We start from the raw sequence: 13,985 nt of genomic DNA, 5'->3' as shown, positions 1-13,985 counted from the left end.
GCGGGCGGCGCCACGATTTCAAAGCATAAAAAAACGGGCCTTGCGGCCCGTTTCTTGTTCGACTGAAACGTCGCTTTCCCGCGTGCTTAGAAGCGCGCGCCGACGCCGAAGCCGACGGTCCACGGATCCAGTTCCAGCTCGCTGCCGGTGCCCTGGCCGCCCACGCGCAGTTCCGGACGCGAACGCATGTAGCGGGCGTCGGCACGTGCGAACCAGGTGGAGTTGATGTTCATGTCCACGCCGACGGTGCCGATGACGCCCTTGGCGGTGTCCAGGCCCACGTGCTGGCCGGTTGCCGACGCCGCGTCGATCTTCTCGTTGCTGAAGTTCGACTCGTAGTAGCCCACGCCCACGAACGGACGGAACACGTTATCGGCCTGGCCGAAGTGGTACTGGCCGCTGATGGCGATCGGCTGCTGTTCGACGGTACCGATCTTGCCCACGCCATCGGCGTTGACACGGTGGTTGAACTTGTCGGCGGCGCCCCACAGCTCAACGGCCCAGTTGTCGTTGATGTAGTAGCTGGCGCTCAGCGTCGGTGCCGGGCCGCCATCGACGTCCAGGCCGGGAGCCGGATCGTTCTTCGGCTTGATCAGAGCAACACCGCCGACCACTGCCCAATGCTTTCCGGAAGCGCTATCGGCGCTGGTGGAAGCCGAGGAGGTGTCGCCGGTGTAGGTGGTGTCTTGTGCAAATGCCGACGGCGCAAACGCAAGTGCGGATACGGCAGCCAGGCTCAGGATGGAAATGGCACGCATTGGGGGTCTCCTCAGTGTTCTTGTTAGGCCCGTGGAGTGGGCCGCGCCAAAGCTATTCCTGAAAATCTGAATCCACGCCCACCCGTGGCTCGCTAAAATTTCGTTTGTTCAGCAAGTTTCCGGAGAAGGCCGTGGCTGCAACAGGCAAGCTGAAAAAGACATTCACGCAGATGCGATCACCGTGACGAAAACCGACCTGTTGCAGGGCCTTCCAGCGCACATTCCTAACGATTGCCGTGTCCTGGTGCTCGGCTCGATGCCGGGCAACGCCTCGTTGCACGCGGCGATGTATTACGCCCATCCGCGCAACCGTTTCTGGCCGCTGATGCAGGAACTGCTGGGCATCGATGCCGGGTTGGCGTATCCGGCGCGCCTGCAGGCACTGGCCGATTGCAAGGTCGGCCTGTGGGATGTGATCGGCCAATGCGAGCGGCGCGGCAGCCTGGACACCGCCATCGTCGCCAGCAGCATCGTGGTCAATCCGCTGGCGGCGCGGCTGGCGACGCTGCCGCAGCTGCGCGCGGTCGCCTGCAACGGTGCGGCCGCCGCGCAGGCATGGCGCCGCCATGTGCAGCCGCTGCTGCCGGTCGCCCTGCACACGGTGCCGGTATGGGCCTTGCCGTCCACCAGCCCGGCCAATGCAGCATGGTCGCTGCCACGGCTGTGCGCGGCCTGGCAGCCGCTGCGCGACGCGCTGGATTAATGACGTCGGATCGCCGCGCAACCAATCCACGGTCCAAGACATCAGCGAGCGGATGGCGCCGTGCGAGCCATGTGCCTGCGTCGTGGCGGGTTGGCCGACACCTGTCACCACCGCGGCGCCGGCCGTGTTGGTCAGCGCGCAGCCACCGGCCGGAAGTCATGCCAGCGTCCGGCACGGGCAAGTGCCGCTCCCGTGCAGGCATGCTGCAGCCAACACATCAACGGAAGCGACCAGATGGCGATCAAGCACGCACTACCGATGGCAGCGGGCCTGCTGCTGGGCCTGCTGGTCGCCGTGCCGGCTGCCAGCGCGGACGATCTGCACTGCAACGTCAGCAGCGACTACGACCTCACGCTCAACCCGCGCAGCCTGATCCTGATCCGCGCGTCGGGCACGCCGCAGCGGCTGGTGATGCGTCAGGGCGCCTTGTTCGTCGACGACCGCTGGGTCGCGGTGAGCGCCGACGATCGCGCGCGGTTGATCCAGTTCGAGCGGCAGACCCGCGACGTGGTGCCGCTGGCGCAGGAGGTTGGGCGCGAAGCGGCCGATATCGCCGTTACCGCGCTGGGCGAGGTGGCGGCCGGCTTCAGCCGCAGCCCCGAGGCCATACGCGTGCAGCTGGCGGCCGTGCGCGAAAAGATCGACACCCGCCTGAAGCAGAGTTTCGGCAAGAGCCAGCTCACCTCGATCGATATCGATGACGACATCGGCGCGATGGTGGCCGAGCTGCTGCCGCAGTTGATCGGCGATGTCGTCGCCGGTGCGGTGCAGTCGGCACTGACCGGAAACGATCTGCAGCTGCGGTCGCTGGAAGGGGTGGAAACGCGCATCGAGCGCCTGATCGAGCCGCAGGCGCGGGCGTTGCGGCCACGCGCGCAGCAACTGTGCACGCGGGTCGAGGCGCTCGACGGCCTGGACAATGCGCTGGCGTATCGTTTGCCCTCGGGCGAGTCACTGCAACTGTTGCGGGTCGATCGACGCGCGTCGAAATGATCCGGCGCATGCGCCGGCGAACGCTGCATCCCGTCCGGTGCGCGACTTTTTCCACGGCAATGGTTGGCGCTGCGGCCCGCAGCCGGCCACAATAGGGGTTTCCCCATTCTGTTGCCGGAGTTCCCCGTATGGCCGAAATCAAGGAAGCACTTGTCCCCGATATCGGTGACTACAGCGATGTCCCGGTAATCGAGGTGCTGGTGTCGGTCGGCGATACGGTCAGCAAGGACCAGAGCCTGGTCACGCTGGAATCGGACAAGGCCACGATGGAAGTGCCCTCGTCGGTGGCCGGCGTGGTCAAGGAGATCAAGGTCAAGGTCGGCGATTCGCTGTCACAGGGCGCGCTGGTCGCGCTGATCGAAGTGGCCGATGCCGGCGCCGAAACCGCCGCCGCACCCGCACCGGCCGCCGCTCCGGCCGCTCCGGCCAAGGCTGCGCCCGCTGCCGCGCCGGCGCCTTCCGCCAAGGCCGAGCCGGCTGCGCCTGCCGCGTCCTCGGACGGCGGCCTGGTCGAGGCACGTGTGCCCGATATCGGCGATTACACCGACATCCCGGTGATCGAGGTGCTGGTCGCCGTCGGCGATACTGTCGCCAAGGACCAGAGCCTGGTCACGCTGGAATCGGACAAGGCCACGATGGAAGTGCCGTCCTCGGCCGCCGGTGTGGTCAAGGAACTCAAGGTCAAGGTCGGCGACACGCTCTCGCAGGGCAATGTGGTGGCGATCATCGCTGCCAGCGATGGCGGCGCCGGTGCGGCGCAGTCCCCGGCCAAGCCCACTACTGACACCGCCGAAACCGCCGGCAAGGTCGAGCCGGTCGCCGTGTCCGCGGTGCCGGACAAGCTGGCCCAGCGCGAGATCGCGCAGGTGCAGGGCGCCCGGTCCAGCGAGGCCGCGCAGCCTGTGCAGGGTGGCCAGCCGTCGGCCGGGCAGCCGTCCAGCCCGCCGGTGACCTTCGACGCCGACAGCGTGCTGCCGTCCAAGGTGGCCTACGCCAGCCCGGTGGTGCGCGTGTTCGCACGCGAGCTCGGGGTGGATCTGAACCAGCTCAAGGGCAGCGAGAAGGGCGGCCGCATCACCCGTGAGGACGTGCAGCGCTTCGTCAAGGCCGCACTCAGCGGCGGCGCGCCTGCCGCAGCCGGTGCTGCGCCGGCAGGTGGCGGCAACGGCCTGAACCTGCTGGCCTGGCCGAAGGTGGACTTCAGCAAGTTCGGCGAGACCGAGACCCAGCCGCTGTCGCGCATCAAGAAGATTTCCGGTGCCAACCTGGCACGCAACTGGGCAATGATTCCGCACGTCACCCAGTTCGAATCGGCCGACATCACCGACCTGGAAGCCCTGCGCGTGGCATTGAACAAGGAAAACGAGAAGGCCGGCATCAAGCTGACCATGCTCGCCTTCCTGGTCAAGGCCAGCGCCGCGGCGTTGAAGAAGTTCCCCGAGTTCAACGCCTCGCTGGATGCGGCCGGCGAAAACCTGACCTTGAAGAAGTACATCAACATCGGCTTCGCCGCCGACACCCCGAACGGCCTGGTCGTGCCGGTGATCCGCGACGTCGACAAGAAGGGCGTGCTGCAGATCGCGCAGGAAAGCGGCGAGCTGGCCAAGAAGGCGCGCGACGGCAAGCTCGGCCCGGCCGACATGAGCGGCGGCTGCTTCTCGATCAGCTCGCTGGGCGGCATCGGTGGTACGGCGTTCACGCCGATCATCAATGCGCCGGAAGTGGCGATCCTGGGCGTGTCCAAGTCGGCGATGCAGCCGGTGTGGAACGGCAAGGAGTTCGCCCCCAAGCTGATGCTGCCGCTGTCGTTGAGCTACGACCACCGCGTCATCGACGGCGCGTTGGCCGCACGCTTCACCACCTACCTCAGCCAGGTGCTGGCCGACATGCGCCGCGTCCTGCTGTGAGAGCAGCGCTGCTGACCTTCGCCCTGCTGGGCGTGCTGCCGTGGACATCCGCGGCGGCACGCGAGTGCGAGAGCACGCTCGGGCGCGGCTGGCCGCCGGCGGTGGGCAACTACGGCACCGCAGTGACCACGCTGCTCGACGCCGGCACCAGGCCAAGCCTGTCGTTGCTCACGCTGCCCACCCGTGGCGTGGAAAGCGGCGTATCGCTGGTGCCGGGCAAGGACGGTGCCGACTGGACTTTGCGGCATAGCCGCGCCGACGAGCGCGTCTACAGCTGGGTCAGCCAGAGCGATCGTGGCAGCGTGCAGTTCCGCACCGAGCAAACCCCGGAAACGGTCGAGATCCCGATTCCGGCAGCGTTGGCAAGGCGCCTGGTCAGCAACTGGACCGGCGCACTGACGCAACTGGCGCCGAGCGGTCGCAGTGCGCCGGTGAGCGAGGGCGAGGTGCTGTCGTTCCAGGTCGATGGCGTGCGTTACAGCGGCACCCGCCCGAGCTGCGGCGCCGGCGAGTTGCTGCTGCAGCAGGCCGCGTTGCTGATCGAAGCCAGCGAAGGCAAGGAAAAGAAGCGCGACAAGCGCTGGACCCAAATCGAATCGTCGCTGGATGAACTCCAGCAGACGCTTGCCGGCACGGCCGGTTGAGCCACAGGAGAAGCAAATGGCGGTCATTGAAATCAAGGTTCCCGACATCGGCGATTACAACGATGTCCCCGTCATCGAAGTGCTGGTCGCCGTCGGCGACAGCGTGGTCAAGGATCAGGGCCTGGTAACGCTGGAGTCGGACAAGGCCACGCTGGAAGTGCCGTCCTCGGCCGCCGGTGTGGTCCAGGAGCTCAAGGTCAAGGTGGGTGACAGCCTGTCCGAAGGTGCGCTGGTGCTGCTGCTGGAAGCCGAAGGTGAGGCCGCCGCACCGGCTGCGCCCGCCAAGGCCGACAGCAAGCCCGCACCGGCGGCTGCAGCGCCTGCCGCCGCGCCCGGCAGCAAGCCGCCGGTAACGCCGTCGCATCGCGCTCCGGCCGAACCGGCGCCGTCCAAGCCGGCGCTGGCCAGCGGCAAGCCGGCCGATATCGAATGCAAGATGGTGGTGCTCGGCGCCGGCCCTGGCGGCTACACCGCCGCGTTCCGTGCCGCCGACCTGGGCCTGGATACGGTGCTGATCGAGCGCTACGCCAGCCTGGGCGGGGTCTGCCTCAATGTCGGCTGCATCCCGTCCAAGGCGCTGCTGCATGCCGCCGCGGTGATCGACGAAGTAGCGCACGCCGGCGATTTCGGCGTGGACTTCGGCCAGCCCAAGATCACCCTGGACAAGCTGCGCGAGTACAAGGAAAAAGTGGTCGGCAAGCTCACCGGCGGCCTGGCCAGCATGGCCAAGCAGCGCAAGGTGCGCACCGTCACCGGCGTGGCGTCGTTCGTGTCGCCCAACGAGCTGGAGATCGTCGGCGACGACGGCAAGACCCAGCTGCTGCGCTTCGAGCACTGCATCATCGCCGCCGGTTCGCAGGCGGTGAAGCTGCCGAACTTCCCGTGGGACGACAAGCGCGTGATGGACTCCACCGACGCGCTGGAACTGCACGACATTCCCAAGACCCTGCTGGTGGTCGGCGGCGGCATCATCGGCCTGGAAATGGCCACGGTGTACAGCGCGCTCGGCAGCAAGGTCACCGTGGTCGAGTTCATGGACCAACTGATGCCGGGCGCCGACAAGGACCTGGTCAAGCCGCTGGCCGATCGCCTGAAGAAGCAGGGCGTGGAGGTCCATCTCAAGACTAAGGCCACCGACGTCAAGGCCGACGCCGGCGGCATCACGGTGTCGTTCGAAGCGGCCACCGAAGGCGAGAAGCCGGGTCTGCAGGCCACCGCCTACGACCGCGTGCTGGTGGCGGTCGGCCGCACGCCCAATGGCAAGAAGATTGGTGCCGACAAGGCGGGCGTCACCATCACCGAGCGCGGCTTCATCCCGGTCGATCGGCAGATGCGCACCAACGTGCCGCACATCTTCGCCATCGGCGACATCGTCGGTAACCCGATGCTGGCGCACAAGGCCACCCACGAGGGCAAGCTGGCCGCCGAAGTGGCTGCCGGCGAGAAGAAGGAATGGGTGGCGCGGGTGATTCCGTCGGTTGCCTACACCAACCCGGAAATCGCCTGGGTCGGCGTGACCGAGACCGAGGCCAAGGCCAAGGGCCTGAAGGTCGGCGTGGCCAAGTTCCCGTGGGCCGCCAGTGGCCGCGCGATCGGCATCGGCCGCACCGAAGGCTTCACCAAGCTGATCTTCGACGAAGAAACCCACCGCGTGATCGGTGGCGCCATCGTCGGCGTGCATGCCGGTGATCTGCTGGCCGAGATCGGCCTGGCGATCGAGATGGGCGCCGAGGCCGAAGACATCGGCCACACCATCCACGCGCATCCGACCCTGAGCGAATCGGTCGGTATGGCCGCCGAGGTCTACGACGGCACCATCACCGACCTGTACATCCCGAAGAAGAAGTAAGCGCACGTCAGCACTTGCTAGCGACAACGCCCCGCCCCGCGCGGGGCGTTGTCGTTTCGGTGTGCTGCCGGGAGGGGTTGCGGGGTGCGGCCGTTCCCACCGGGGCATTGCATGCGCCACGGAATGCATTGCTCGCAGTGTTGATGCTCTGCGCTGTGGTCCCATGGCGCGTTGCAGCTGCGCAACAGGACGAGGGTCCGGCGCATCGTCGCCGGGCACAATGACCTGCCGTGCGGCCCAGGCGGGCGTGACGGTGTGGATGCTGGTGCGGCATTGCCATGCTGATCCGGCCTTCAAGGCGCAGATGCCGGGTGCGCTGACGCAACAGGTCGCGCATGGCGATATCGGTGCACTCGCTGGTGCTGTCGGCACCGCGCAAAAAAGACAAAAGGCCCGCAAAACGCGGGCCTTTTGGTGCAACGCTGCGCGTCGATCAGAACGCGAACGTCACGCCTGCAACCGGGCCCTTGAACTCCTGCTTCAGGCCGATCAGGCCGTCGCTGCCGCGCTGGTCGACGTCGAGCTTGAACCAGTCGTAGCCGGCGAAGATGCCGAAGTTCTTGGTGAAGCGGTATTCGGCAATCGCGTTGGCGCGGCTCAGGTCGCCGTCGTAATCACCGAAGTCGCCCCAGCTGGTGTTGAGGTACTGGCCCTGCACGTTGAACAGCCAATGCTCGCTCGGACGGGCGGTGAAGCGGATGCCGACCACCGGCGCAACGCCGTCTTCGCTTTCGTCCAGCACGTCGCCACTGAAGACGCTACCCAGGTCGGCGTATGCGTTGGCTTCGACCTTGGCGTATTCGGCGCCGATCTGCAGGCCCAGGCTGAATTCCGGCGAGTCGATGACCGAGTAGTCATACACCAGGGTGGCAACCTGATACTTCAGCTCGCCCTTGATGAAGCTGCCGGTCGGCACGGTGACGCCACCGCCGCTGATGTCCTGGGTCAGGGTCTCGCGGCGATCCTTGTCGTACTTGAAGTAATCGAAGATCAGGCGCTGGCGGGTGCTGATGCGGAACACGCCATCGACGCGCGGCTCCCATTCCTTGCCACCGAGCTTGAAGTCTTCGTTGACCGACACGTTGTTGCCCGCCACCAGCGTGTTGCCACGGATGGTGTTGTCGTTGTCGACGTTCATCGCACCTAGACGGAGCTGGAAGCGGTCATCGGTATCTTCGGCGTGCGCCGGCGCGGCGTAGGCGGCAGCCAATACGCACGGGATGGCCAGTGCGAGAAGGTGTTTCATGGGGAGCTCCGAATTCTTGGAATGGTCAGGCGGTTCGGCCTGTGCGGCGCATCTTCGATAAGACCGCGTCTTCCATAAGTGAAGGAGCTGTCGCATTGTTGTGAAGGCCGAGATAGCAATCGGACAAAACGGTCCGCTGCCACGGGCCGTCAGACTTTAGTCGTACGCCGCGCAATCCGGGCGCCAATGGCGAAGCGGTACGGCTGCTGTCGCAGCACGATGGAGCCGATTGGACCGCCGATGGGAAGGTCGCAGGGTGCGACAAAATGCGCAAAAAGCAGGAGCCCCGGTGCTCTGGGGCTCCCATACGCGACCTGCGGCAGGACCTTTCGACGAGGATGTGCAGGCCTCGCCGGTTATGACCGCCGGTTTGTGGCAAAGTTCCCACCCGCCGCGGCAACCCCTGTATGGTGCGACGCAGCAACGGATGACCTCTGCCGGTTGTCTCGCAATTTGTCCCATTGCTATACTTTCGCGGCTCGACGAGGCGCATCTGCGCTTCCCACTCATTCACACGTAAGGTAACCGTAGTGCTGAACTCCGTTGACGCGGGTCGGCGGTTGATGCTGCGCGCTGCGGTATATCCGCTTGCCGCTGTAGCTATAACCAGTCTGGGGTTGCTGTTGGTCGGTCCCCGTTACTCTGCCGGTCTGGCATTGACCGGATTTGCGACGGTGCTGGGCGGTTGGGTGGCAGCACGTACCGCGCTAGGTGGCGGTATTCAGGCAGCCGGCATTGCCATGGTCCGGCTGATTCTGGCAATGGTGTTGAAGTGGGTGTTGGTTTTCGTGGCGCTGGCGCTTGGCTTCGGCCTGTGGCGGCTGCCTCCTCTGGCCCTGCTGGCGGGTATCGCCATCGGGCTGATTTTTCAGGTTCTGGCTCTGGCCAGGCGTTGATTCGAACTTAAAGGGCTCCGGACACATGGCGGGCGAGGCAGCAACACCTACCTCCTATATCCAGCATCACTTGCAGAACCTGATCTATCCGGTTCGCGAGGGTGGCGGCACGTTTTGGACCATCCACGTCGACACCCTGGTCATGGCGGTGTTGATGGGCCTGGTGATGGTCTTCGCGTTCTGGACGGCGACCCGCAATGCCACCGCCGGCGTGCCGGGCAAGTGGCAGGCGTTTGTCGAGATCTGCCTGGAGTTCGTCGACCGCCAGGCCAAGGACACCTATCACGGCAGCAGCAAGCTGGTGACGCCGATCGCGATCACCATCTTCTTCTGGATCCTGTTGATGAACCTCATCAAGATGATCCCGGCCGATTTCATCGCCATCCCGCTGGGCTGGGCCGGCATCCATGCCTGGAAGCCGGTGCCCACCGCCGACGTCAATGCCACCCTGGGCATGTCGATCAGCGTGTTCTTCCTGATGATCGTCTTCTCGCTGCGCTCCAAGGGCGTGGGCGGCATGACCAAGGAATTCCTGACGGCGCCGTTCGGCAAGTGGATGATGCCGTTCAACCTGCTTTTGAACATCGTCGAGTGGCTGAGCAAGCCGATTTCGCTGGCGATGCGACTGTTCGGCAACATGTTCGGCGGCGAGATCGTCTTCCTGCTGATCTGGGTGCTGGGCGGTGCGGGCATCGCCGGCATGGTCGCTGGCGGCGTATTCGGCCTCGGCTGGATGCTGTTCCACCTGTTGGTGATTCCGCTGCAGGCCTTCATTTTCATGATGCTGTCGATCGTGTATCTGAGCCTTGCCGAAGACAGTCACTGAGTTTCGCTGCACCCTTCATACGCTTCATCCCGATTCATCCATCACCCTTAGAAACTTTCGTTCGGAGATCACCATGTACCTCGCCGTCCTGACCAACCTCGCTCAAGTCCAGAGCTCCACCGTCCTCGCCGTCGGCATCATGATCGGCCTGGCCGCGCTGGGTGCCGGCCTCGGTCTGGCCATCATGGCTGGCAAGTTCCTGGAATCGGCTGCGCGCCAGCCGGAACTGATCCCGGTGCTGCAGGTCCGCATGTTCATCACCGCCGGCCTGATCGACGCCGCGTTCATCATCAGCGTCGCCGTCGGCCTGCTGTTCGCCTTCGCCAACCCGCTGGCCCAGGTGTTCATCGAGCGTCTGTCGCAGGCTGCCGGCTGATCCAGCGGTAGCAGGATGTGGAGGCAACCGCGTGCGGTTGCGTCCGCGGATGAAGGTCGGAAAGCGTCGCCATGCGGTGGCGCTTTCACCCCTAAACAGCGATTGAGCGACCCATGGATATCACCCTTACCATCTTTGCCCAGGCGCTGGCCTTCGCCGGTCTGATCTGGATCGTCGCGACCAAGATCTGGCCGCCGCTGCTGCAGGCGATCGAAGAGCGTCAGCAAAAGATCGCTGAAGGTCTGGCTGCGGCCGATCGCAGTCAGAAGGATCTGGCGCAGGCGCAGGAAAAGGTCAACGAAGCACTGAAGGACGCACGCACCAAGGCCAACGAGATCATCGATCAGGCCCATGCGCGCGCCAACCAGATCATTGAAGCGGCCAAGCACGAGGCAATTGCCGAAGCCAACCGTCAGAAGGATCTGGCGCAGACCGAGATCGACGCGTCCGCCACGCGTGCCCGCGAGGAACTGCGCAAGCAGGTGTCCGTGCTGGCCGTCAGCGGTGCCGAGAAGCTGCTCAAGCGCGAAATCGATGCCAACGCCCACAAGGCGCTGCTCGACGAGCTGGCGGCGGAGATTTAATCGATGAGTCAGGCCCTCACACTTGCCCGTCCGTACGGCCGCGCCGCGTTTGCGATCGCGCGTGAGGGCGGCAACTTCGCGCCCTGGTCCGATGCGCTGGCGTTTTCGGCGCAGGTGGCCGGCGACCCGCGCGTGGCCGCGCTGCTGCTCAACCCGGCCCTGGGCCAGGATCAGGCAGTGACGTTGTTGGCGCCGCCGCAGGCGAGCGAAGACTATCTGCGTTTCCTCGGTCTGCTGGCCGACGCGCAGCGGCTGTCGCTGCTGCCGGAAGTGGCAGGACTGTACGAACAACTGCGGGCCGAAGCCGAACACGTCGTCAAGGCGACGGTGACCTCGGCGGCTGCAATGAGCCAGGCGGAACTGGACACGATCGCTGCTGCGCTGAAGAAGCGTTTCGGCCGCGAGGTGGACATCACCACCGCGGTGGATGCTTCGTTGATCGGCGGCGCGGTGATCGACACCGGCGACGTGGTCATCGACGGCTCGCTGAAGGGCAAGCTTGCGCGTCTGCAAAGCTCGCTCGCCCACTGAATTCACATAAACGCATGGCCCTCGCGGCCGGCACCTAGGACTGAACGATGGCAACCACGCTCAACCCCTCCGAAATCAGCGACCTGATCAAGACCCGCATCGAGGCGGTCAAGCTGTCCGCAGAGTCGCGCAACGAAGGCTCCGTGACCAGCGTGTCCGACGGCATCGTGCGCATCTTCGGCCTGGCCGACGTGATGCAGGGCGAAATGATCGAACTGCCGAACAACACCTTCGCGCTCGCACTGAACCTGGAGCGCGATTCGGTCGGCGCCGTGGTGCTGGGCGATTACGAGAACCTGCGCGAAGGCGACGTGGCCAAGACCACCGGCCGCATCCTGGAAGTGCCGGTCGGTCCGGAACTGCTCGGTCGCGTGGTCAACGCGCTGGGCGAGCCGATCGACGGCAAGGGCCCGCTGGGCGCCAGCCAGACCGCACCGGTGGAGCGCGTTGCGCCCGGCGTGATCTGGCGCAAGTCGGTCGACCAGCCGGTGCAGACCGGCTACAAGTCGGTCGATGCGATGATCCCGATCGGCCGCGGCCAGCGCGAGCTGGTCATCGGTGACCGTCAGACCGGCAAGACCGCGCTGGCGATCGATGCGGTGATCAACCAGAAGGGCACCGGCATCAAGTGCGTGTACGTGGCGATCGGCCAGAAGGCCTCGACCGTTGCCAACATCGTGCGCAAGCTCGAAGAGAACGGCGCGCTGGCGCACACCGTGGTGGTGGCTGCGACCGCGTCCGAATCGGCCGCGATGCAGTACATCAGCCCGTATGCCGGCTGCACCATGGGCGAGTACTTCATGGACCGCGGCGAAGACGCGCTGATCGTGTACGACGATCTGTCCAAGCAGGCCGTGGCCTACCGCCAGATCTCGCTGCTGCTCAAGCGCCCGCCGGGTCGCGAAGCCTATCCGGGCGACGTGTTCTATCTGCACTCCCGCCTGCTCGAGCGCGCTGCGCGCGTGTCCGAGGAGTACGTGGAGAAGTTCACCAACGGTGCGGTGATAGGCAAGACCGGTTCGCTGACCGCGCTGCCGATCATCGAAACGCAGGCCGGCGACGTGTCCGCGTTCGTGCCGACCAACGTGATCTCGATCACCGACGGCCAGATCTTCCTGGAAACCGACCTGTTCAACGCCGGCATCCGCCCGGCCGTGAACGCCGGTATCTCGGTGTCGCGCGTCGGTGGTGCGGCCCAGACCAAGATCATCAAGAAGCTGTCCGGCGGCATCCGTATCTCGCTGGCGCAGTACCGTGAGCTGGCGGCGTTCGCGCAGTTCGCCTCGGACCTGGACGAAGCCACCCGCAAGCAGCTCGAGCGCGGTCAGCGCGTCACCGAGCTGATGAAGCAGAAGCAGTACGCGCCGATGTCCATCGCCAACCAGGCGCTGTCGATCTATGCCGTCAACGAGGGCTACCTCGACGAAGTGCCGGTCAACAAGCTGCTGGCGTTCGAAGAAGGCCTGCACGCGCACTTCGCCAACACCCAGGGTGAGCTGGTCTCCAAGATCAACAGCACCGGCGGCTGGGACAACGACATCGAAGCTGCCTTCAAGAAGGGCATCGAAGAGTTCAAGACCACGGGCAGCTGGTAACAGCGCCGGGAGTCGGGATTGGGCATTCGGGATTCGTAGGAGCGGTGATCTGAGGGCTTGAACGCCCAGGATCACCACTTCGGATCTCCAGATTCAGGTACTCGGGGTTTGTGGGTGAGGTGACGTCGGCGGCTTTGGCCAATCCCGAATCACCCATCTCGAATCCCACCATCGAAGCGAGCGAGTATGGCAGGCGGACGCGAAATCAAAACCAAGATCAAGAGCGTGCAGAACACCCGCAAGGTGACGCGCGCGCTCGAAATGGTCTCGGCCTCCAAGATCCGCAAGGCGCAGGACCGTATGAAGACCTCGCGTCCGTACGCGCAGGCGATGAAGCAGGTGATCGGGCATCTGGCGCAGGCCAGCACCGATTACCAGCATCCGTTCCTGGTCGAGCGCGAGCAGGTCAAGCGGGTCGGTTACATCGTGATCTCCTCCGACCGCGGCCTGGCCGGCGGTCTGAACAACAACCTGTTCCGCAAGATGCTGGGCGAAGTGCGTCCGTGGCAGGACAAGGGCGCCGAGATCGACGTGGTGACCATCGGCCAGAAGGCTTCGGCGTTCTTCCGTCGCATCAAGGTCAACATGGTCGGCAGCGTCACCCATCTGGGCGACAGTCCGCAGATCGAGCAGTTGATCGGTGTGATCAAGGTGATGCTGGATGCCTTCGTCGAGGGCAAGGTGGACCGCGTGTATCTGGTCTACAACCGCTTCGTGAACACGATGACGCAGAAGGCCAGCTTCGATCAGCTGCTGCCGCTGCCGGCTGCCGAGCACAAGGTGGCGCACCACGATTGGGATTACCTGTACGAACCCGATGCCGCGACCGTGCTGGAGCACGTGATGACGCGTTACATCGAGTCGCTGGTGTATCAGGCCGTGCTGGAAAACGTGGCCTCCGAGCATGCTGCGCGCATGGTGGCGATGAAGGCCGCCAGCGACAACGCCAACAAGATGATCGGCACCTTGCAACTGGTCTACAACAAGGCGCGTCAGGCGGCGATCACCCAGGAAATTTCGGAAATCGTCAGCGGCGCGGCCGCGGTATAAGCACGGCCGGGATTGGGGATTCGGGAT

At 65.1% G+C, this 13,985-nt stretch carries 14 protein-coding genes; 12 read left to right on the top strand and 2 right to left on the bottom strand.

Features of this window, described 5'->3' with window-relative positions:
- Positions 1 to 86 precede the first annotated feature (86 nt).
- A complete protein-coding gene (locus tag ABQY64_RS17670) occupies positions 87 to 758 on the bottom strand; it encodes an OmpW family protein (RefSeq protein ID WP_016901022.1) in 672 nt (223 codons plus the stop codon).
- Positions 759 to 933: 175 nt separating this feature from the next.
- Here ABQY64_RS17670 and ABQY64_RS17665 point away from each other — a divergent pair, with 175 nt between their 5' ends.
- The 5 genes from ABQY64_RS17665 to lpdA all read left to right on the top strand — a co-directional run bounded on the left by ABQY64_RS17665 (position 934) and on the right by lpdA (position 6,854).
- Positions 934 to 1,461, top strand: coding sequence for a DNA-deoxyinosine glycosylase (locus ABQY64_RS17665; protein ID WP_374151370.1), 528 nt, complete (start codon positions 934 to 936; stop codon positions 1,459 to 1,461).
- A 234-nt stretch (positions 1,462 to 1,695) separates the two neighbouring features.
- A complete protein-coding gene (locus ABQY64_RS17660) occupies positions 1,696 to 2,454 on the top strand; it encodes a DUF2884 family protein (protein WP_349780398.1) in 759 nt (252 codons plus the stop codon).
- A 128-nt stretch (positions 2,455 to 2,582) separates the two neighbouring features.
- The gene (locus tag ABQY64_RS17655) at positions 2,583 to 4,361 is read left to right on the top strand and encodes a dihydrolipoyllysine-residue acetyltransferase (RefSeq protein ID WP_349780397.1); all 1,779 of its coding nucleotides are present in this window, start codon (positions 2,583 to 2,585) and stop codon (positions 4,359 to 4,361) included.
- Positions 4,358 to 5,005: a hypothetical protein gene (locus ABQY64_RS17650; protein ID WP_047127372.1), complete on the top strand. Its 648-nt coding sequence runs from the start codon at positions 4,358 to 4,360 to the stop codon at positions 5,003 to 5,005. Before ABQY64_RS17655 ends, ABQY64_RS17650 begins: the two co-directional genes overlap by 4 nt.
- A 16-nt stretch (positions 5,006 to 5,021) precedes the next feature.
- Positions 5,022 to 6,854 carry a dihydrolipoyl dehydrogenase gene (lpdA, locus tag ABQY64_RS17645; protein ID WP_349780396.1) on the top strand — a complete coding sequence of 611 codons (1,833 nt, stop codon included), beginning with the start codon at positions 5,022 to 5,024 and terminating at the stop codon, positions 6,852 to 6,854.
- A 433-nt stretch (positions 6,855 to 7,287) separates the two neighbouring features.
- On the opposite strand, the gene ABQY64_RS17640 is transcribed toward lpdA, so the two are convergent.
- A complete protein-coding gene (locus tag ABQY64_RS17640) occupies positions 7,288 to 8,100 on the bottom strand; it encodes a hypothetical protein (protein ID WP_026064024.1) in 813 nt (270 codons plus the stop codon).
- 530 nt (positions 8,101 to 8,630) lie between these two features.
- Here ABQY64_RS17640 and ABQY64_RS17635 point away from each other — a divergent pair.
- The 7 genes from ABQY64_RS17635 (at position 8,631) to atpG (ending at position 13,958) form a co-directional block, all read left to right on the top strand.
- Positions 8,631 to 8,996, top strand: a complete 366-nt coding sequence (locus tag ABQY64_RS17635) for a hypothetical protein (protein ID WP_016901016.1) — start codon at positions 8,631 to 8,633, stop codon at positions 8,994 to 8,996.
- A gap of 25 nt (positions 8,997 to 9,021) precedes the next feature.
- A complete protein-coding gene (gene atpB, locus ABQY64_RS17630; RefSeq protein ID WP_016901015.1) occupies positions 9,022 to 9,822 on the top strand; it encodes a F0F1 ATP synthase subunit A in 801 nt (266 codons plus the stop codon).
- 73 nt (positions 9,823 to 9,895) lie between these two features.
- Positions 9,896 to 10,198 (top strand): F0F1 ATP synthase subunit C, encoded by a 303-nt coding sequence (gene atpE / locus ABQY64_RS17625; RefSeq protein WP_002814105.1) that lies wholly within the window; start codon positions 9,896 to 9,898, stop codon positions 10,196 to 10,198.
- 113 nt (positions 10,199 to 10,311) lie between these two features.
- A complete protein-coding gene (locus ABQY64_RS17620; RefSeq protein ID WP_016901014.1) occupies positions 10,312 to 10,782 on the top strand; it encodes a F0F1 ATP synthase subunit B in 471 nt (156 codons plus the stop codon).
- Positions 10,783 to 10,785: 3 nt separating this feature from the next.
- Positions 10,786 to 11,313 (top strand): F0F1 ATP synthase subunit delta, encoded by a 528-nt coding sequence (locus tag ABQY64_RS17615; RefSeq protein WP_016901013.1) that lies wholly within the window; start codon positions 10,786 to 10,788, stop codon positions 11,311 to 11,313.
- Positions 11,314 to 11,360: 47 nt separating this feature from the next.
- Entirely contained in the window at positions 11,361 to 12,908 is a 1,548-nt protein-coding gene (atpA, locus tag ABQY64_RS17610; protein ID WP_349780395.1) for a F0F1 ATP synthase subunit alpha, read from the top strand.
- 186 nt (positions 12,909 to 13,094) lie between these two features.
- The gene (gene atpG / locus ABQY64_RS17605) at positions 13,095 to 13,958 is read left to right on the top strand and encodes a F0F1 ATP synthase subunit gamma (RefSeq protein ID WP_065032896.1); all 864 of its coding nucleotides are present in this window, start codon (positions 13,095 to 13,097) and stop codon (positions 13,956 to 13,958) included.
- Positions 13,959 to 13,985: the final 27 nt, after the last annotated feature.

This window comes from Xanthomonas sp. WHRI 7065, from assembly GCF_040203115.2.
Lineage (GTDB): Bacteria > Pseudomonadota > Gammaproteobacteria > Xanthomonadales > Xanthomonadaceae > Xanthomonas > Xanthomonas arboricola.
The sequence above is the reverse complement of the archived record's forward strand: the minus strand, read 5'-3'. Positions and strand labels throughout refer to the sequence as shown.

Coding starts and splice junctions, on each gene's coding strand:
- ABQY64_RS17670 (WP_016901022.1), bottom strand. CDS start 758: ATGCGTGCCATTTCCATCCTGAGCCTGGCTGCCGTATCCGCACTTGCG.
- ABQY64_RS17660 (WP_349780398.1), top strand. CDS start 1,696: ATGGCGATCAAGCACGCACTACCGATGGCAGCGGGCCTGCTGCTGGGC.
- ABQY64_RS17655 (WP_349780397.1), top strand. CDS start 2,583: ATGGCCGAAATCAAGGAAGCACTTGTCCCCGATATCGGTGACTACAGC.
- lpdA (WP_349780396.1), top strand. CDS start 5,022: ATGGCGGTCATTGAAATCAAGGTTCCCGACATCGGCGATTACAACGAT.
- ABQY64_RS17640 (WP_026064024.1), bottom strand. CDS start 8,100: ATGAAACACCTTCTCGCACTGGCCATCCCGTGCGTATTGGCTGCCGCC.
- atpB (WP_016901015.1), top strand. CDS start 9,022: ATGGCGGGCGAGGCAGCAACACCTACCTCCTATATCCAGCATCACTTG.
- atpE (WP_002814105.1), top strand. CDS start 9,896: ATGTACCTCGCCGTCCTGACCAACCTCGCTCAAGTCCAGAGCTCCACC.
- ABQY64_RS17620 (WP_016901014.1), top strand. CDS start 10,312: ATGGATATCACCCTTACCATCTTTGCCCAGGCGCTGGCCTTCGCCGGT.
- ABQY64_RS17615 (WP_016901013.1), top strand. CDS start 10,786: ATGAGTCAGGCCCTCACACTTGCCCGTCCGTACGGCCGCGCCGCGTTT.
- atpA (WP_349780395.1), top strand. CDS start 11,361: ATGGCAACCACGCTCAACCCCTCCGAAATCAGCGACCTGATCAAGACC.
- atpG (WP_065032896.1), top strand. CDS start 13,095: ATGGCAGGCGGACGCGAAATCAAAACCAAGATCAAGAGCGTGCAGAAC.